General features: G+C 74.0%; 18 protein-coding genes. 7 read left to right on the top strand and 11 right to left on the bottom strand.

What is annotated here, in order from left to right:
- The first annotated feature begins 355 nt into the window (after window positions 1–355).
- Window positions 356–1168: a transcriptional repressor LexA gene (gene lexA, locus LFA75_RS18380; RefSeq protein ID WP_380093197.1), complete on the top strand. Its 813-nt coding sequence runs from the start codon at window positions 356–358 to the stop codon at window positions 1166–1168.
- A 55-nt stretch (window positions 1169–1223) separates the two neighbouring features.
- On the opposite strand, the gene LFA75_RS18375 is transcribed toward lexA, so the two are convergent.
- From LFA75_RS18375 to LFA75_RS18360, 4 genes are all read right to left on the bottom strand, one after another.
- Complete coding sequence (locus LFA75_RS18375; RefSeq protein ID WP_225235041.1) at window positions 1224–2339, bottom strand: esterase-like activity of phytase family protein; 1116 nt, start codon at window positions 2337–2339, stop codon at window positions 1224–1226.
- Window positions 2311–3027, bottom strand: a complete 717-nt coding sequence (locus LFA75_RS18370) for a phosphatase PAP2 family protein (RefSeq protein WP_225235040.1) — start codon at window positions 3025–3027, stop codon at window positions 2311–2313. The genes LFA75_RS18375 and LFA75_RS18370 overlap by 29 nt, the downstream gene beginning before the upstream one ends.
- Window positions 3028–3073: 46 nt before the next feature.
- Entirely contained in the window at window positions 3074–4570 is a 1497-nt protein-coding gene (gene hflX, locus LFA75_RS18365) for a GTPase HflX (RefSeq protein WP_225235039.1), read from the bottom strand.
- A gap of 90 nt (window positions 4571–4660) precedes the next feature.
- The gene (locus tag LFA75_RS18360) at window positions 4661–5176 is read right to left on the bottom strand and encodes an ArsR/SmtB family transcription factor (RefSeq protein ID WP_225235038.1); all 516 of its coding nucleotides are present in this window, start codon (window positions 5174–5176) and stop codon (window positions 4661–4663) included.
- 56 nt (window positions 5177–5232) lie between these two features.
- On the opposite strand from LFA75_RS18360, the gene LFA75_RS18355 reads away from it, so the two are divergent.
- The gene (locus LFA75_RS18355) at window positions 5233–6522 is read left to right on the top strand and encodes an MFS transporter (protein ID WP_225235037.1); all 1290 of its coding nucleotides are present in this window, start codon (window positions 5233–5235) and stop codon (window positions 6520–6522) included.
- On the opposite strand, the gene dapF is transcribed toward LFA75_RS18355, so the two are convergent.
- The 4 genes from dapF to miaB form a co-directional block, all read right to left on the bottom strand.
- A complete protein-coding gene (gene dapF, locus LFA75_RS18350; RefSeq protein WP_225235036.1) occupies window positions 6485–7378 on the bottom strand; it encodes a diaminopimelate epimerase in 894 nt (297 codons plus the stop codon). The genes LFA75_RS18355 and dapF overlap by 38 nt on opposite strands.
- Complete coding sequence (miaA, locus tag LFA75_RS18345) at window positions 7375–8280, bottom strand: tRNA (adenosine(37)-N6)-dimethylallyltransferase MiaA (protein ID WP_225235035.1); 906 nt, start codon at window positions 8278–8280, stop codon at window positions 7375–7377. Before miaA ends, dapF begins: the two co-directional genes overlap by 4 nt.
- Window positions 8277–9014 carry a class III extradiol dioxygenase subunit B-like domain-containing protein gene (locus tag LFA75_RS18340; protein WP_225235034.1) on the bottom strand — a complete coding sequence of 246 codons (738 nt, stop codon included), beginning with the start codon at window positions 9012–9014 and terminating at the stop codon, window positions 8277–8279. Before LFA75_RS18340 ends, miaA begins: the two co-directional genes overlap by 4 nt.
- A 682-nt stretch (window positions 9015–9696) precedes the next feature.
- Entirely contained in the window at window positions 9697–11166 is a 1470-nt protein-coding gene (miaB, locus tag LFA75_RS18335; RefSeq protein WP_225235033.1) for a tRNA (N6-isopentenyl adenosine(37)-C2)-methylthiotransferase MiaB, read from the bottom strand.
- A 164-nt stretch (window positions 11167–11330) separates the two neighbouring features.
- Here miaB and LFA75_RS18330 point away from each other — a divergent pair, with 164 nt between their 5' ends.
- From LFA75_RS18330 to LFA75_RS18310, 5 genes are all read left to right on the top strand, one after another.
- Window positions 11331–12086: an amino acid ABC transporter ATP-binding protein gene (locus LFA75_RS18330; RefSeq protein WP_225235032.1), complete on the top strand. Its 756-nt coding sequence runs from the start codon at window positions 11331–11333 to the stop codon at window positions 12084–12086.
- Window positions 12087–12115: 29 nt separating this feature from the next.
- Complete coding sequence (locus LFA75_RS18325; protein WP_225235031.1) at window positions 12116–13006, top strand: glutamate ABC transporter substrate-binding protein; 891 nt, start codon at window positions 12116–12118, stop codon at window positions 13004–13006.
- An 85-nt stretch (window positions 13007–13091) separates the two neighbouring features.
- Window positions 13092–13739, top strand: coding sequence for an amino acid ABC transporter permease (locus LFA75_RS18320; protein ID WP_225235030.1), 648 nt, complete (start codon window positions 13092–13094; stop codon window positions 13737–13739).
- A complete protein-coding gene (locus tag LFA75_RS18315) occupies window positions 13736–14629 on the top strand; it encodes an amino acid ABC transporter permease (protein ID WP_225235029.1) in 894 nt (297 codons plus the stop codon). The genes LFA75_RS18320 and LFA75_RS18315 overlap by 4 nt, the downstream gene beginning before the upstream one ends.
- 75 nt (window positions 14630–14704) lie before the next feature.
- Window positions 14705–15145, top strand: a complete 441-nt coding sequence (locus LFA75_RS18310; RefSeq protein WP_225235028.1) for a hypothetical protein — start codon at window positions 14705–14707, stop codon at window positions 15143–15145.
- 32 nt (window positions 15146–15177) lie between these two features.
- Here the strand turns inward: LFA75_RS18310 and LFA75_RS18305 are convergent, their stop codons facing one another.
- The 3 genes from LFA75_RS18305 to LFA75_RS18295 form a co-directional block, all read right to left on the bottom strand.
- Window positions 15178–16620 (bottom strand): RecX family transcriptional regulator, encoded by a 1443-nt coding sequence (locus LFA75_RS18305; protein WP_225235027.1) that lies wholly within the window; start codon window positions 16618–16620, stop codon window positions 15178–15180.
- A 5-nt stretch (window positions 16621–16625) separates the two neighbouring features.
- Window positions 16626–17660 (bottom strand): recombinase RecA, encoded by a 1035-nt coding sequence (recA, locus tag LFA75_RS18300; protein ID WP_091248578.1) that lies wholly within the window; start codon window positions 17658–17660, stop codon window positions 16626–16628.
- Between the two features lie 187 nt (window positions 17661–17847).
- Window positions 17848–18246: a winged helix-turn-helix transcriptional regulator gene (locus LFA75_RS18295; RefSeq protein WP_225235026.1), complete on the bottom strand. Its 399-nt coding sequence runs from the start codon at window positions 18244–18246 to the stop codon at window positions 17848–17850.
- Window positions 18247–18255 lie beyond the last annotated feature (9 nt).

Below are 18255 nucleotides of genomic sequence, written 5' to 3'. Positions count from 1 at the left end.
GACCCGGGTCGTCGCCCGTCGCGGGAACCACCCGGCCCGGGCGGGGTGGGCGGTCGGGAGGGTGCGGAGGGTGGTCGCGGTGCTGGCCATGGGGGCGGCTCCTGTCGGTGGCGCGGACCCTCGCGGGCCCATCCCGGTCGAACGGCTGTTCGATCGAACGTCTGTGCGGATGTCTACCCCACCGGTCCGACAAAATCGAGATGACACCGGTGGAACTTCGAACACGTGTTTGAACAATCGGCGTCGAGGCGTTACCGTCCGTATCGATCACCCCGGTCCGCGGTACGGCCACCCGGCCCCCCGCGAGGACCGGCCGGACGGCACGGTCGCGGCACGCGGCCGACGAGGAGGACACGTGGCGAGCGCGGGAGACACCCCCGGCGGTACCGGCGGCAGCACCAAGCGCCCCGGCCGGACCAAGGCCCGGACCACCGCCGAGCCGGCGACCGGCGAGCGCGGCGCGTCGGTGCGCGAGTTCCCCGAGCGCGGTGAGGCCGGCGACGGGCTCACCCAGCGGCAGCGCCGCGTGCTCGAGGTCATCCGCGACTCCGTCGAGCGGCGCGGCTACCCGCCCAGCGTCCGGGAGATCGGCGAGGCCGTCGGGCTGTCGTCGGCCTCCTCGGTGGCCCACCAGCTGTCCACCCTGCAGAAGAAGGGCTGGCTGCGGCGCGACCCCAACCGGCCGCGGGCCCTGGACGTCCGGCTGCCCGGCGACCACCCGGAGGCCGAGCAGTCCGGCGCCGGGCTGGCCGCCTCGGGCGGCGCCAGCGGGGTCGACGACCCCCGGGTCCCCGTCCCCACCTACGTGCCCCTGGTCGGCCGGATCGCCGCCGGTGGACCCGTGCTGGCCGAGCAGGCCGTGGAGGACGTGTTCCCGCTCCCGCGCGAACTGGTCGGCGAGGGCACGTTGTTCATGCTCAAGGTGGCCGGTGAGTCGATGATCGACGCGGCGATCTGCGACGGCGACTGGGTCGTGGTGCGCCAGCAGGCGACCGCCGAGAACGGCGAGATCGTGGCTGCCATGATCGACGGCGAGGCGACGGTCAAGACCTACAAGCGGCGCGACGGCCACGTCTGGCTGCTGCCGCACAACCCGGCCTTCGAGCCCATCCCGGGCGACGACGCCACGGTGCTGGGCCGCGTGGTGACGGTGCTGCGCCGGGTCTGACCGGTCCGGGCGGTGCGCCGGGGAGGGTGCGCCGCCGGCCGGGCGCGCGGGTGGGTCAGCGGCGGCGGAGACGTCCGACGCCGGCCACCAGCACGGCCGCGGCGACGACGGCGATCGCCCCGGCGGTCCACGGGGACAGCGGGGCACCCGCCGCGGTGGCGGTGGCGCCCACGGCCTCCGCCGGGGCGGTCGACGCGGCCGGCGCCAGGGCACCGGCCGCCGGCAGCGCGGTGACCGACGCCGGCAGGCCCTCGCCGGTCACGACCAGGCTGCGCCCGTCGGCGGCGAAGGCGATGGCCTCGCCCTGGGGCGCGGCCGGCAGCGGGACGATGACCGGGGCCGTGGCCAGCGCAGCCGGGACGTCGGAGCCGGCCAGTGCCCAGACGTAGGCGTCGGTGTAGGTGCGCAGGGCCAGCACGGCGCCGTCCGGGCTGACCGCGCCGCCGGTGACCAGCAGCTGCCCGGCGCGGCCGACCGGGCCGCCCTCGGTGCCGGTGAGGGAGAAGGCCAGGTCGGCCACCTGCTCCAGCGGCACGACCGCACCGGCGTCCAGGGCCTGGGCCGGGCGGTAGACCTCGCTGGTGCCCAGCACCTCCTTGGTCACCAGGTAGGGCGTGCCGTCGGGGGCCAGCAACAGGGCCTCGACGTCCCGCGGACCGTCCGGGTAGGACATCCGGTACACCGTGGCGGCACCGTCGGGGGCGAGGGCGATGAGGGCCACCGTCGTCCGGCTGAGCCGGTTGTCGCCGGTGTCGGCCAGCCAGACGGTGCCGTCGGCGGCCAGCGCCATGTCCTCGGGGTCGTAGGGGTCCACCGCGGCGGTGCGCTCGCCGGTGACCGCGCAGCTGCCGTCGAGCTCGTACACCGTCACGGCGTCGCCGCCGTCGTTCATCGCCAGCGTCGTCGAGCCGCTCACGGCCAGCCCGGAGATCTCGGGCAGGCGGGCGTCGGTGACCGCGCAGAGGTCCAGCGGGTCGCCGTAGAGGGCCACGGCCTCCTCGGCGGCGGCGGTCTCGACCCCGCTGCGCGGGACACCGTTGGAGAGGAAGGAGCCGGGCAGGAACGGGCCGGCCACGACCGCTGCGCACAGCAGCGCGCCGACGGCAGTCCGCGACCGGGCCCAGGACCTCCGGGTCCGGGCCTCAGGCAGCGGTCCGCCGTGCTCGATCATGTACGAAGCGTGACAGGACGACTGCGTCGAGTGCATGCACCACGCCCAGCAGGACCACCCCCACTGCAGCTCCCACCAGTGCATCCGTGACCCAGTGGAAGTCCAGCGCCACCATGGCCACACCCGTCACGAGCGGGCCGGCCACCGAGAGCACCCAGAACGCCCGCTGCACCCGGTCGGGCAACCCGAAGTCGACCGCCTGCCACCGCGCGACGCCCCACATGAGGACGGCGTTGGCCACGTGCCCCGACGGGTAGGACGCGCCGTCCCGGTGGAAGAAGGATCCCGGGTAGGCCGGCGCCGTCCGGCCGGTGCCGTACTTGAACGCGTAGACGACCGCGGTGAGCAGGGCGAGGGCGACCAGCACCCGGACCAGCGGGACGACCGAGCGCCGGCGCCAGGCGATCCAGCCGACGAGGCCGGCCAGGACCAGCAGGATCGTCACCCGGCCGCCGGCCTGGGTGAACACCCACACCGGCCAGTAGGCCACCGAGTCCCGCAGCCCCCAGTCGCTGACCACCTCGGAGACCCGCAGGTCCATCCGCTCGAGGACCCCGCGGGCCAGCAGGTTGACCGTGACCAGCACGGTGACCACGACGCCCACCGCCACCGCCCACCAGGCGGGGCGACCGGTCCCGATGACCGCGGGACCGCGCCGGGCGGGCGCGGCAGCGCTCGGGGAGGTCACACCGGCACGGTACCGCCCGGCTGTGACCTCCCCGTGACCCTCGGCGTCAGCTCCGGGGAGCGCCGAACTCGCCGAGCGCAGCGGCCAGGGCACCGTCGACCCGGGCGTGCAGCCGGGTGCCCTCGCCGGAGAACTCCTCGCTGAGCACCTCGCCGTCGGCGTGCACCCGGGACACCAGGTCGCCGCGGTCGAAGGGCACCAGGACGTCGACGTCGACGTCGGGGTGTGGCAGCCGCCCGGCGATGACCGCCCGCAGCTCCTCGATCCCCTCGCCGGTGGCCGCCGAGACCCACTGCGCACCGGGCAGCGCCTGGCGCAGCGCCAGGACGTCGTCGGGGGCCATGGCGTCGACCTTGTTGACCACGATCAGCTCCGGCACCGCCGAGGCGTCGATCTCGCCGAGGACCACGTGCACCGCGTCGATCTGGCCCAGCGGGTCGGGGTCGGAGCCGTCGACGACGTGCACCAGCAGGTCGGCGGCGGCCACCTCCTCCAGCGTGGAGCGGAAGGCGTCGACCAGCTGGTGCGGCAGGTGCCGCACGAACCCCACGGTGTCGGTGAGCGTGTAGTCCTGGCCGTCGGGCGTCTCGGCCCGGCGGACCGTGGGGTCCAGCGTGGCGAACAGCGAGTCCTGCACCAGCACGCCGGCGTCGGTGAGCCGGTTGAGCAGGCTGGACTTGCCGGCGTTGGTGTACCCGGCGATCGCCACCGAGGGCACCTTGTTGCGGTCCCGGCTGGAGCGCTGGGTCGCCCGGGCGGTCGCCATTCCGGCGATCTCCCGACGCAGCTTGCTGACCCGGGCCCGGATCCGTCGCCGGTCGGTCTCGATCTTGGTCTCACCGGGGCCACGGGTACCGATGCCGCCACCGCCGGCGACACGACCACCGGCCTGCCGGGACAGCGACTCACCCCACCCGCGCAGCCGCGGCAGCATGTACTGCATCTGGGCCAGCTCGACCTGGGCCTTGCCCTCCCGGGACGAGGCGTGCTGGGCGAAGATGTCCAGGATCAGCGCGGTCCGGTCGACCACCTTGACCTTGAGGATCTTCTCCAGCTGGTTGAGCTGACCGGGGGCGAGCTCACCGTCGCAGATGACGGTGTCGGCACCGGTCGCGGCGACGATCTCGCGGATCTCGGCCGCCTTGCCCGAGCCCACGTACGTGCCGGCGTCGGGTTTGTCCCGCCGCTGGATCACCGCCTCCAGGACCTCGGAGCCCGCGGTCTCGGCGAGGGCGGCCAGCTCGGCCAGCGAGCGGTCCGCGTCGGCCGCGGTGCCCTCGGTCCACACACCGACCAGGACCACCCGCTCCAGGCGGAGCTGCCGGTACTCGACCTCGGTGACGTCGGTGAGCTCGGTGGACAGGCCGGCCACCCGGCGCAGCGCCCCGCGCTCCTCCTTGACGTAGGAGCCGGTGGTGTCGTCGGGCTCCTCCCACTGCCCCCGCGGTGCGGGGCGTGCGTCGGTCGGGGCGGGCGGCACGGCTGCCTTGTCGGCGCGTGCGGCGGCGTCCTCGAGTACGGCCCGGTTCTGTGCTGTCGTCATCGTCTCCCAGCGTGACACGCTCCCCGCGCGGGGAGCACCTGATTACCGATCTGCACAACACCGGCGGGTGGTGCGGCCTTCCCGCCCGGGTCAGTCCTCGGGGTGCATCCCGAGGTAGACCGACCACCGCTGGCCGCCGTCGTCGGGCGCCCGGGTGGCCCAGCGGTCGAGCAGCCCGTACAGCTCGTCGGTGAACTCCTGCTCGTGCGCGGGATCCAGCCGCAGGCCCAGCCGGGAGCTGCGCAGGCGGGACTCCCCCACCGCGGCCACCTCGCCGAGGAACGCCGCCAGGATCGGGTCCCGGGCCGGTGCGGGCTGGTCGGAGAGGTCCAGCTGCCAGGACCGCCCGGTCGCGCGGTAGGGCACCTCGCGCGCCCCGCGGGCCCCGCGCCGGGCCGCCTCGGCGACCAGGAACCCGGTGTCGACCAGGGTGCGCACGTGGTGCAGCACGCTGGCCGGGTTGCGCTCGAGCCGGACGGCGATCTCCCGGTTGGTCAGCGGCCGGTCCAGGCACAGCCGGAGGATCCGCAGCCGCACCCCGGACGCCAGCGCCTTGGCCTCGGCGTCCGTGGCCGGACGGCGCTCCCCCCACCCGCTGCGCGACACGCCGACATCCTACGCAGCGATTGACTTCTCCCAATCACTGGCCCGAGGCTGTCGGCATGAGCTCCCTGTGGCGGCACCACGACTTCCGGCAGCTCTGGGCGTCGGAGACCGTCAGCCAGATCGGCACCCAGGTCACGATGGTCGCCCTGCCGGTGCTGGCGGTGACCCTGCTGCAGGCCACCCCGCTGCAGATGGGTGTGCTGACGGCGCTGGAGACCGCGGCGTTCCTGCTCATCGCGCTGCCGGCCGGTGCCTGGGTGGACCGCTGGCGCCGCCGTCGGGTGCTGGTCAGCGCCGACCTGGTCCGCGGCGCCGCGCTGGCGACCATCCCGGTGGCCTACCTGGCCGACGCGCTCACCCTCGGCCAGCTCTACCTGGTGGCCGCCGTGGTCGGCACGGCCACCGTCTTCTTCGACGTGGGCTACCAGAGCTACCTGCCGGTGCTGGTGGAGCGCAGCCAGATCGTCGACGGCAACGGCAAGCTGGAGGCCAGCCGCGCGGTGGCCCAGGTGGTCGGGCCCGGGCTGACCGGCGTCCTGCTGCGGGTGCTCGCCGCCCCCGTGCTGATCCTGGTGAACGCCGCGACCTTCCTGGTCTCGGCGGTGTTCCTGGCCCGCATCCGGACGCCGGGCGTCGTCCCCGAGCGGGCCGCCCGCCGGCCGCTGCGCACCGAGATCGCCGAGGGCCTGTCCTTCGTCGTCGGCCACCCCCTGCTGCGGCGGATGGTCACCTGCACGGCGCTGGCCAACCTGGGCGGGTCGATGACCGGCGCCCTGCTGGTGCTCTTCGCCCTGCGCGAGCTGGGCCTGTCCGAGGCCACCGTCGGGTTCGTCTTCTCCGCCGGAGCCGTCGGCGGGCTGGTCGGTGCGGTCGCCGCGGCCCGGGTCGCCCGGGTCGTCGGGGAGGGCCGGACCATCCCGGTCGCCGCCGTCGCCTTCGCCGTCGCGGGCGCAGGACTGCCGCTGGCCGCGCTCGGGGCGCCGTCCCTGGTGCTGGTCGTCTCCTGGTTCGCCGCCAGCTTCGCGGTGATCGTCTACAACGTCACGCACGTCAGCTTCCGGCAGCGGCTGTGCCCGCCGCGGTTGCTGGGCCGGATGAACGCCTCGGTGCGCTTCCTGGTGTTCGGGACGCTGCCGGTGGGCGGCCTGCTCGGCGGGGTCCTGGGGACGGCGATCGGGGTGCTGCCGACGCTGTGGGTGGCCGTCGCAGTCCAGGCGCTCGCCGCGGTGCCCGTGCTGGCCAGCCCGCTGGTCGGGATGCGCGACCTGCCCGTCGAGCTCGACGCGACGGCGCCCGAACCGGTCGAGGTCAGCCCAGCCACTCCCGGGTCAGCGTCCCCGAGCTGACCACGACGGCGGGCCCGGACAGGACGGTGGTGCCCGGGGTGACCTCGACGGACAACCGGCCGCCCGGGACGTCGACGGTCACCGTGCCGGCGCTGCGGCCCCCGGCGTCCAGCGCCGCCCACGCCGCGGCGCAGGCACCGGTGCCGCACGAGCGGGTCTCCCCCACCCCGCGCTCGGAGACCCGCAGCCGGACGTGCGCCGTGGTGCCGGACGGGCCCTCCTCCGCCGACAGCACGTTGACCAGCTCCACGTTGACCCCGTCGGGGAACAGCGCCGGGTCGACGGCCGGCGCGTGCGCCAGGTCCAGGGACTCCAGGGCGACGTCGGTCAGGCAGACCAGGTGCGGGTTGCCCATCGAGACGCCGGTGCCGGGGTAGGTCACGCCGGACAGCACGGCCTCGCCGCGACCCAGCGGGCGGGCCGGCCCCATGTCCACCCAGTAGCCGTCGGCGCCCTGACCCACCCGGCGCGGACCGCCGCGGGTGCCGACCAGCACGCCGGCGCGGGCCTGCTCGACGTCCAGCAACCCCTCGGCGACCAGGACGTGCAGGTAGAGCCGGATGCCGTTGCCGCACATCTCGGCGTGGGAGCCGTCGGCGTTGCGGTGGTCCATGAACCAGGTGCACTCGTCGAGGGCGTCGCCGAGGACGGCGGCGGCGTCGGGCACGTGCGCGCTGGGGACCACCCGGAGCACGCCGTCGGCGCCCAGGCCCTCCTGCCGGTCGCACAGCCGGCGGACCAGCGCGGCGTCCAGCCGGTCCTCGGGCCAGACGGTGCCGTCGGGGTCGGGCAGCACCACGAAGTCGTTCTGGGTGCCGTGGCCCTTGAGGACCCGGGGCCCGCTCGCGTCGATCACGCCCCGATCGTAGAGAGCGCGCGGTCGACGACGTCGGCGCCGCCGGCGTCCAGCCAGGTCACCGACGCGTCGCGGCGGAACCAGGAGCGCTGCCGGCGGACGAACCGGCGGGTGGTGCGCACCGTCTCCGCCCGGGCGTCGTCGGCGGACAGGTCGCCGTCGAGCTGGCGGAGCACCTGGGCGTACCCCAGGGCGCGGGAGGCCGTGGGGCCCTCGCGCAGCCCGTCGGCCGCCAGCCCGACCACCTCGTCGACGAACCCGTCGGCCCACATCCGGTCCACCCGGGCGGCGACCCGCTCGTCGAGCTCGGCGGGGTCGCGGTCCAGGCCGACGACCACGGCCGGGTAGTGCGGCCGCGGCTCGGGCATCGAGGCGGCGAACGGGCGGCCGGTCAGCTCCACCACCTCCAGGGCGCGCACCACCCGCCGGCCGTTGCTGGGCAGGATCGCGGCCGCAGCGGCCGGGTCCACCGCGGCCAGCCGCCCGTGCAGCACCGCCGGGCCGACCTCCGCCAGCTCGCCCTCCAGACGGGCCCGCAGCTCCGGGTCGGTGCCGGGGAACTCCAGGGTGTCCAGCACGGCCCGCACGTACAGCCCCGAACCGCCCACCAGCAGCGGGACGACGCCCGCGGCCCGGAGCCGGTCCACCTCGGCCCGCGCCCGCGTCCGGTAGTCCACGACGCTGGCCGGCTCCCGCACGTGCCACAGGTCCATGAGGTGGTGGGCCACGCCGTCGCGCTCGGCGGCGGTCGGCTTGGCGGTGCCGATGTCCATGCCGCGGTAGAGCTGCATGGAGTCGGCGTTGACCACCTCGCCGCCCAGCCGGTGCGCCAGGGCCACCGCCACGGCGGTCTTGCCGGTCGCGGTCGGGCCCACCACCGCCACCACGGGCGGTGCGCTCACGGCTGCAACCACCCCGGGACGCCGTCCGGGACGTCGGCGAGCAACCAGTCGGCGACCAGGTAGCCGACGCCGAACGGGGCGTCGTCCAGCAGCAGGCGCGCGGTGACCGCCCGGCCGACCAGCGCCGCGCCCACCGCCGTCCAGGTGTCCGTGCCGGCGGCCAGCAACCGGTGGCCCTCGGCCACGTCGAGCGCGGCCAGGGCGGCCGGGTCGCCGGCCCGGAGCGCCTCGGCGACCCCGGCGTCGAAGCCGGCCGCGGCCGGGTCGAGGGCGCCGGGGGCCTTGGCGGTGCGCCGCGCCGACCCGTCCCCCATGGCCAGGACACCGACCGGCCCGGGCAGGTCGGTCAGGGCCTCCGCCAGGTCGCCGGGGGCGCTCCCGAGCCGGAGGCCGTCGTGCCCGGCCTGGTCGAGCAGCCAGGCGCCGACGGTGTGCGCCAGCGGGAGCCGGCGGCCGCCCGGGCGGGCGCGGCCGGCGAAGGGCTGCCGGCCGCTGCCGCCCCACGGCTGCAGGTCACCGGCGTCCCCGGGGCCGTAGCGGACACCGGGCGGACCGTCGCCCACCACCAGCACGACGTCGGGCCGCAGGCCCAGCACGGTCTGCAGCGCCTCCCCGCAGGCGATCCGCACGCGGTCGGTCTCGGGCGCCGCGGTGCCCTCCAGCTCGGGGACCAGCAGCGGCGGGTGGGGGCAGAACGCGACGGCGACGGCGACCGGGGGCGGATCGGGGCTCACGGGGCGAGTGTCGCCGATGACCGCGTGGAAGACTCTGCTGCGTGTCGAGCACGGAGAACACCGCAGACGTGACCCCGCAGCCGGAGGAGGTCGTGGCCGACCCCGGCCCGGCCGCCGGGTCGGACGCCGTCACCCCCGAGGCCGGTACCCCGGCCGCCGCCGAACCCGCGGACGCCGAGCTGGTCGCCCCCACCGAGGACGCCGCCCCGGCGACCGCGGACGCGGGGACGACGGAGCCGGCCGCGGACACCGAGCAGGCGCCCGCCGACGACCCCGCCGGGGCCGCCGACGCCCCGGTCGAGGCCGTGCCGGACGGGGAGGGCGAGGTCGTCCCGGACACCGCCGAGGTGATGGCCGCCGCCGACGTGCCGGCCGCCGGCGACGCCCTGGACGTCTCGGAGACCGTCGAGACCACCGACGCGGTCGGCGCCAGCGACACCGACGGCACCGAGAGCGCCACCACGGAGGTGCGGACGGAGTCCGCGGTCACCGAGGCCGCCGACGCCACCCCGCCGACCACCGACGACGCCGGCACCCCGGCAGCCGCCGAGACCCCCGCCGAGACCGCAGCCGAGACCACCCAGGTCACCCCGCACGNTGCCCCGCAGCCTCTGCGGCGCCGGACGGGCCCGACAGGCCCGCGCCGGATCTGTGGACAACCACCCCCGCGGTGGACGACGGCTCAGCCGCAGGCGGGGGCCGGTGGTAGGGCGACGGGCACCCCGACGGTGGGCATGCCGAGCCCGATGCCGCGGGTGCTCGGTCGCACGCCGGCCTCCCCGGCGTCGCCCGCCCGGGTGCGGCGGTGGGACAGCAGCGGGCCGTCGGCGATGAGGAAGTGCGGCTTGGCGGCGGTCACGACGGTCTCGACGACGTCCCCGGGCCGGATGCCGTCCGCGCTGGTGAAGTGCACCAACCGCCCGTCGCGGGCCCGGCCGGACAGCCGGCCGCGGTCGGCGTCCTTGCTGCCCTCGCCCGAGGCGACCAGCAGCTCGACCGTGCGCCCGACGACCGCGAGGTTCTCCGACCAGCTGATCTCCTCCTGCAGGGCGGTCAGCCGCAGGTATCGCTCCTGCACGACCTCCTTGGGCAGCTGGACGTCCATCTCGGCGGCCGGCGTCCCGGGGCGCTTGGAGTACTGGAAGGTGAACGCGCTGGCGAACCGGGCCGCGGCGACGACGTCCAGGGTCTGCTGGAAATCCGCCTCGGTCTCGCCCGGGAAGCCCACGATGATGTCGGTGGTGATCGCGGCGTGCGGCATCGCGGCGCGGACCCGGTCGATGATGCCGAGGTAGCGGTCCTGCCGGTAACCCCGCCGCATCCGGCGCAGCACGTCGTCGGACCCGGACTGCAGCGGCATGTGCAGCTGCGGGCAGACCGCGGGGGTCTCCGCCATCGCCTCGATCACGTCGTCGGTGAACTCCCGCGGGTGCGGGCTGGTGAACCGGACGCGCTCCAGGCCCTCGATCCGGCCGGCCGAGCGCAGCAGGTCGGCGAACGCCCCCCGCTCGCGGAACTCCACGCCGTAGGCGTTGACGTTCTGGCCCAGCAGGGTCACCTCGAGCACGCCCTGGTCGACCAGCGCCTGGACCTCGGCGAGCACGTCGCCGGGGCGCCGGTCGCGCTCCTTGCCGCGCAGGGCCGGGACGATGCAGAACGTGCAGGTGTTGTTGCAGCCGACGCTGATGGAGACCCAGCCGGCGTAGGCGCTGTCCCGCTTGGCCGGCAGGGAGCTCGGGAAGACCTCGAGGGCCTCCTTGATCTCCACCTGGGCCTCGTCGTTGTGCCGGGCGCGCTCCAGCAGCGCGGGCAGCGAGCCCACGTTGTGGGTGCCGAAGACGACGTCGACCCAGGGGGCGCGGGTGACGATCGAGGCGCGGTCCTTCTGGGCCAGGCAGCCGCCGACGGCGATCTGCATGCCCGGGTGGCCGTCCTTGACCGGTCGCAGGTGCCCGAGGTTGCCGTACAGCTTGTTGTCCGCGTTCTCCCGCACGGCGCAGGTGTTGAGGACGACGACGTCGGCCTCGGCGCCCTCGGGGGCCGCGGTGTACCCGGCGTCCTCCAGCAGACCCGACAGCCGTTCGGAGTCGTGGACGTTCATCTGGCACCCGTAGGTGCGGACCCGGTACGTGCGGTTCTCGGTGCTCGTCATGACGACAGCGAGGGTACGGCGCGGGCCTGACCGGACCGGGCCGGACCGATCGTGACCGAACCGATGTGTTCACCGGGAACTCGTGGCTGGTTGCCAGGTTCGTTACAGGTTCGTGATCGCCCGGGTTCGTCAGCGGTATCCGGCCCGCCCTAGTGTCCCCTGACGTGACCAGCGCTCCGACCGGAGAACCCCTCGTCCGCCTGACCGGTGTCAACAAGTGGTTCGGCGATCTGCACGTCCTGCAGGACGTCGACCTGACCATCGACCGCGGCGAGGTCGTCGTGGTCATCGGCCCCTCGGGCTCGGGCAAGTCCACGCTGTGCCGCACCATCAACCGGCTCGAGTCGATCGAGCGGGGCGAGATCACCATCGACGGCACGCCGCTGCCGGCCGAGGGCAAGGAACTGGCCGCGCTGCGCAGCGACGTGGGCATGGTGTTCCAGAGCTTCAACCTCTTCGCCCACAAGACGATCCTCGAGAACGTCATGCTGGGGCCGGTCAAGGTCCGCGGGAAGTCCAAGGCCGAGGCCGAGAAGCGGGCCCGCGAGCTGCTGGACCGGGTCGGCGTGGGCCACCAGGCCGACAAGGTGCCCGCCCAGCTGTCCGGTGGTCAGCAGCAGCGCGTGGCCATCGCCCGCGCCCTGGCCATGGACCCCAAGGTGATGCTCTTCGACGAGCCCACCTCCGCGCTGGACCCCGAGATGATCAACGAGGTCCTCGAGGTCATGGTCGGCCTGGCGAAGGACGGCATGACCATGGTCGTGGTCACCCACGAGATGGGCTTCGCCCGCCGGGCGGCCAACCGGGTCGTGTTCATGGACGGCGGCCGGATCGTCGAGTCCAGCGACCCCGAGACGTTCTTCACCTCCCCGACCAGCGACCGGGCCAAGGACTTCCTCTCCAAGATCCTGAACCACTGACCGACCGCTCCCCCACGAGAAGAGGACCCATGCGTCTCACCCGCTACGCCGCTGCGGCCGCCGCCTTCGGCGTCGTCCTGGCCGGCTGCTCCAGCGAGGCCGGCCAGCAGGCCGAGGAGCAGGCGGACAACACCGTCGCCGTCGAGACCGACGTCGAGTTCGAGGCCGGCACGACCATGGCCGAGCTGGCCGAGGCCGGCACGATGACCGTCGGCGTCAAGTTCGACCAGCCCGGGTTCGGCCTGCTCAACCCCAGCGGCGAGCCCGAGGGCTTCGACGTGCAGATCGCCACGATCATCGCGGCGAACCTGGGCATCGCGCCGGAGGACATCGAGTTCGTCGAGTCCGTCTCGGCCAACCGCGAGCCGTTCATCCAGAACGGCACCGTCGACATCGTGGTCGCCACGTACACGATCAACGACGCCCGCAAGCAGCTCGTGGACTTCGCCGGACCGTACTACGAGGCCGGCCAGGACATCATGGTCGCCGCGGGGAACCCCGAGGGCATCGCGGGCCCCGACGACCTGGCGGGCAAGAACGTCTGCTCGGTCGAGGGCTCCACCCCGGCCCAGAACATCCGGGACAACTACCCCGAGGCCACGCTGACGCTCTTCGACGTCTACTCCAAGTGCGCCGACGCCCTGACCAACGGCCAGGTGGACGCGGTCACCACCGACAACGTCATCCTGACCGGCCTGGTGGCCGGCAACCCCGAGGGCTTCGAGCTGGTCGGCAACCCGTTCACCGAGGAGCCCTACGGCATCGGCCTCTCCCTGGGCGACACCGAGTTCCGCAACTTCATCAACGACACCCTCGAGGCCTCCTTCGAGGACGGTTCCTGGGCCGAGGCCTGGGACGCCACCGCCGGTGCCATCACCGGTGAGGACGCCCCCGAGCCGCCCTCGATCGACCGCTACTGATCCCCACGACCGTTCCCGGCCCGCCCTGCAGGGCGGGCCGGGGACCGTCGTGCCCGCTCGCTGAGCCATCCCGAGAGGAGGCACCGTGCAGTTCTTCCTGGACAACATCGACCTCTTCCGGGACGCATTCCTCAACACCCTGGGTCTGACGCTCTTCGCCGGGGTGCTCGCCCTGGTCCTGGGCACCGTGCTGGCCGGCATGCGGGTCAGCCCGATCGCCCCGCTGCGCGGTCTGGCCACGGTCTACGTCGAGATCTTCCGCAACACCCCGCTGACCGTCGTCTTCTTCTTCGTGATCTTCGGCCTGCCGCAGATCGACACCGTCGTGCCCTTCTTCACCGGTGCGGTGATCGCGGTGGGCACCTACACCGCGGCCTTCGTCGCCGAGGCGATCCGCTCGGGCATCAACTCCGTCGCCCCCGGGCAGGCCGAGGCCGCCCGTGCCCTGGGCCTGACCTTCAGCCAGACCCTGACCACCGTGGTGCTGCCCCAGGCGTTCCGCACCGTCGTGCCGCCACTGGGCAGCGTGCTCATCGCCATGGCGAAGAACACCTCGATCGCGGCCGGGTTCTCGATCAGCGAGGTCAGCTCGCTGCTGGCCCGGCTGTCCAATGCCGACCCCAACGACCTGCTCTTCATCCTGCTGGGCGTCGTGCTGGCCTACATGATCATCACGGTGCCGGCGGCCATCGCCCTCAACCGCATCGAGCACCGGGTGGCGATCCTCCGATGAGCTCCCTCGTCCTCTTCGACGTCCCCGGCCCCAAGGCCAAGCGCCGGCAGCTCATCGGCACCGTCGTCGGTGGTGTGCTGGTGCTGGCGCTGCTGGGGGTCATCCTCTGGCGCCTGAACGGCAACGGGCAGCTGGACCCGTCCCGCTGGGCCATCCTCTTCGACCCGGCCGCCGGCGTGCCCCAGGCCTTCGGCTCCGCGCTCCTGCTGACCCTGCGGATCGCCGCGGTCGCCATGGTGACCTCGACCGTGCTCGGGCTGCTGCTGGCCGTGGGCCGGCTCTCCGAGCACCGGTGGGTGCGCATCCCGGTGACCACGGTCATCGAGTTCTTCCGGGCCATCCCGCTGCTGGTCGTCATCTTCGCGCTGTACTTCGTGCTGCCGGGGTTCGGCATCTCGCTGTCGGCGTTCGCCGCCCTCGTCGGCGGGCTGACGCTCTACAACATGGCCGTGCTGGCCGAGATCTTCCGCGCCGGCATCCTGTCGGTGGACAAGGGCCAGCGCGAGGCCGCGTTCGCCCTCGGCATGCGCAAGACCCAGGTGATGACCCTGGTGCTGCTCCCCCAGGCGATCCGCCGGATGCTGCCGGTCCTCATCGCCCAGCTCGTGGTGCTGCTCAAGGACACGTCCCTGGGTTTCATCATCGGGGTGTTCGAGCTGCTGCGTCAGGCGCGCAGCCTGGTCGAGTTCTTCAACTCGCAGTTCGGCAACATCTACACGTTCCAGCTCTACGTGGGCGCCGCGGTGATCTACATCGTCATCAACATCGCGCTGTCGCAGGTGGCCAAGATCGTGGAGAAGCGCACCCGCTCGTCGGCCAAGGCCGCCGGCGCGGCGCCGCCCGCCCTGGCGACGTCGACCATCGACACCGGTCGCGCGCCGGGGGTCTGAACCGCCCAACTCGCACCCTCACGCGGCGTGGCGTTGACGCGACGCTGGGTTGTGACGGGTGAGACTGGTGGGACCATGGACACCACCGCAGCCTTCGCCCTCGAGCCCTCCGACGAGCCGGACGTCACCGTCCTGCACCTGGTCGGCACCGATCCCGAGCAGCTGTTCGTCAGCCGGCTGCGGTCCTCGGCGACGCACTTCGCAGCGGCTGCGGGCGCGCAGTCCGCGGTGGTGCGGGAGGCCGTGCCGCCGGCCCGGCACCGCCGCTCGCGCTGCCGGGTGGTCCTGCAGTGGGACGACGGCGCGGAGTCCGACGTGACCTTCCTCGGTCCGGCCCGCCGACCGGTGGACCCCGAGCGCGGCCCGGCTGCGCTCACCGTCACCACCTCGGGCTTCGACGCCGCCATCCAGCAGTGGCTGACCGAGGGCCGCCCGGAGTCCCCGCTGTGGCTGGTGCCCGACGAGGACTCCCCCGCCGGCACCGCCGTCGACGTCGCTGCCTGGCTGGCCACCTGACCGCTCGGGACAGCCCCTCGGGGCTTCGGCCGTCAGCGGCGGCCGAAGCCCCCGGGACGACGGGCAGGTGACCGGGTACGGGCGTAGCCGTCGACGGTGAGGCCCTCGCCGACCTCGGCACCGGACTCCTCGTCCAGCGGGCGCCCCGACCAGAGCCCGCGCCGCACGACCGGCTCGGCACCGGCGGTGTCCGGGGCCGCGTCGTCGGCCTCGGCCGCGGCGTCTTCGTCCTTGCCGTCGGCCTCCAGCGCCTCGCGCACCACCCAGGCCGCGAGGCCCATGCCGTAGCCCTTGCGGGCGAGCATGCCGGTCAGCCGCCGGGTCGCCGTCGCGGTGTCCAGCCGCCGCATGCCGGGCACCTTCCGGGCCACCAGCGCCCGGGCGGTGTCCCACTCGTCCTGCGGGTCGACCGCCTCCAGCGCCACCGAGGCGACCTCGGGGTCCACGCCCTTGGCCCGCAGCTCGTGCGACAACGCACGTCGGCTCAACCCGCGGGCGGACTGCCGCGAGCTCACCCACGCCGCGGCGAAGGCCGCGTCGTCGACCAGCCCCACCTCGCTGAACCGGTCGAGGACCGCGGCCGAGACGTCGTCGGGGATGTCCCGGGACGCGAGCAGGTCGGCCAGCTGCTTGCGGCTGCGCGAGGCACCCGTCAGTGCCGTGAGGCAGATCTGCTTCGCGGTCTGCTCCGGGTCCTCGTACACCGGCGGGGGCTCGCCCTCGGCCCGTCGCGGCCGCCCGAAGGAACCGGCCCGGCCGCGCGGGGCCGACCGCTGACGGTCGGCCCGCGGCTCGGGGGCGGGGCCGTCGCCGGCGGGATCGACTGCCTGGTCGGCCGGTGCCGCCGGTCGCGGCTCCTCGACCTCGGCGTCGAGCTGGATCCCCCACTCGCGGCGGGGCTTCTTCTTGCCGGCGCCCCCGGCGCGCGGGCGGCCGCCGAAGCCGCGGGACCCGCCGTCGCCGAAGGACGACCGCCGCTTCGGGCGGGCCCGCTCCCCGGCGCCACCCGCGGCGTCGTCCAGGTCACCGCCGTCCTCGGCGCCGTCGTCGGAGGACGGTGCCTCCGGCGCCGACCGCTGGCGCTCACCACCGCGAGCGGGGGGTCGCGTCGAGCGGGCCGGGCGGCGGGCCACCAGGGAGTCGATGTCCACGACCTCGGCGGCCGGTGCGGCAATGCGCGCCGACTCGTCCAGGTGCGCCATCTCCACCGGCGACGCCGGCAGCACCGTGGTGGTCGGTCGGTCGCCGGCCGCGTCGGCCAGGACGCCGCCGTCCTGGCCCCCGCCGGTGCTCTGGATGCCCGCGGTGGCGGCCACCTCGGAGTCGGCCGGCGACACGTCGCCCAGCCCCGAGAAGTCGACGACCTCGGGCTCGGGGGTGACCCCGAGGTCGTCCAGCAGGCCGAAGTCGACCACCTCCGGCGGTGCACCGGCGGACCCGTGGTCAGCCGGCCCGTGGTCGTCGGAGGAGGTCACCGGGCTCAGAAGTCAGCCGGCACGGCGTCGACCGGGGCGTCCAGCCGCGGCCCGATGCCGAGCTTCTCCTTGATCTTCTTCTCGATCTCGTCGGCCAGGTCCGGGTTGTCGCGCAGGAAGCCGCGGGCGTTCTCCTTGCCCTGGCCCAGCTGGTCGCCCTCGTAGGTGTACCAAGCGCCGGACTTGCGGACGAAGCCCTGCTCCACGCCGATGTCGATCAGGCCGCCCTCGCGGCTGAACCCGGTGCCCCAGATGAGGTCGAGCTCGGCCTGCTTGAAGGGTGCGGCGACCTTGTTCTTCACGACCTTGATCCGCACCCGGCTGCCCACGGCGTCGGTACCGGTCTTCAGCGTCTCGATGCGGCGGACGTCCAGCCGGACCGAGGAGTAGAACTTCAGCGCACGCCCACCCGTGGTGACCTCGGGCGAGCCGTAGACCACGCCCACCTTCTCGCGCAGCTGGTTGATGAAGATGCAGGTCGTGCCGGAGTTGCTCAGGGCGCCGGTGATCTTGCGCAGCGCCTGGCTCATGAGGCGGGCCTGCAGACCGACGTGGCTGTCACCCATCTCGCCCTCGATCTCCGCGCGGGGCACCAGGGCGGCCACGGAGTCGATGACGATGAGGTCCAGCGCACCGGAGCGGATCAGCATGTCCGCGATCTCCAGCGCCTGCTCACCGGTGTCGGGCTGGCTGATCAGCAGGGCGTCGGTGTCGACGCCGATGGCGCGGGCGTAGTCGGGGTCCAGCGCGTGCTCGGCGTCGACGAAGGCCACGATGCCGCCGGCGGCCTGAGCGTTGGCCACCGCGTGCAGGGCGACCGTCGTCTTGCCTGATGCCTCCGGGCCGTAGACCTCGACCACGCGGCCGCGGGGCAGGCCACCGACGCCCAGGGCGATGTCCAGGGCGATGGACCCGGTGGGGATGACCTTCATCGCCACCTCGGGCGAGTCGCCCAGCCGCATGACCGAGCCCTTGCCGAACTGCTTGTCGATCTGGGCCAGGGCCATGTCGAGGGCCTTGTCGCGGTCCAGGGTTGCCATGGTGTCCACCTTCGGTGTCGTCGCTGCGAGTCGCTGTCTGCGGGTCGGTTCCGACGTTAGGACGGGGGTCCGACAAAAACAGTGGGCCGGACGGATCTGTGGATGCGCACCCGGCCTGTGGACAGCAACGGTAGGACGAACACGTGTTCGAAGCCAGCGACACGCCGGGATCCCGGCGTGTCGGACGTCAGCCGCGGGTGTCGTGGGTGGTGCGCGCCTCGTGCACCGCGGGCATGCGGTCCTCGACGAAGGCGATCAGCGACAGCAACCGGGGTGCCAGGTCGGCACCGGCCGGGGTCAGCCGGTACTCCACGTGCGGCGGGATGGCCGACCGGACCTCGCGGTGCACCCACCCGTCCCGCTCGAGGGTTTGCAGGCTCTGCGCCAGCATCTTCTCGCTGACGCCCTGGATGCGCCGACGGAGCTCGCCGAAGCGGTGCGGCGACTCCTGCAGCGCCGAGATCGCGAGCAGCGCCCACTTGCCAGTGACGTGCTCCAGCGCCTCGCGCGACGTGCAGGCCCGGCTGAACACGTCGGGTGCGAAGTCCTCGAGTTCCTGAGCCGGGGACCTGCCGTCGTCTGACACGCCGACCAG

Origin of the sequence: Klenkia terrae, assembly GCF_900491935.1 — a bacterium.
In the GTDB taxonomy this organism is placed as follows: Bacteria; Actinomycetota; Actinomycetes; order Mycobacteriales; family Geodermatophilaceae; genus Klenkia; species Klenkia terrae.
This window is presented reverse-complemented; position numbering and strand designations above follow the sequence as displayed.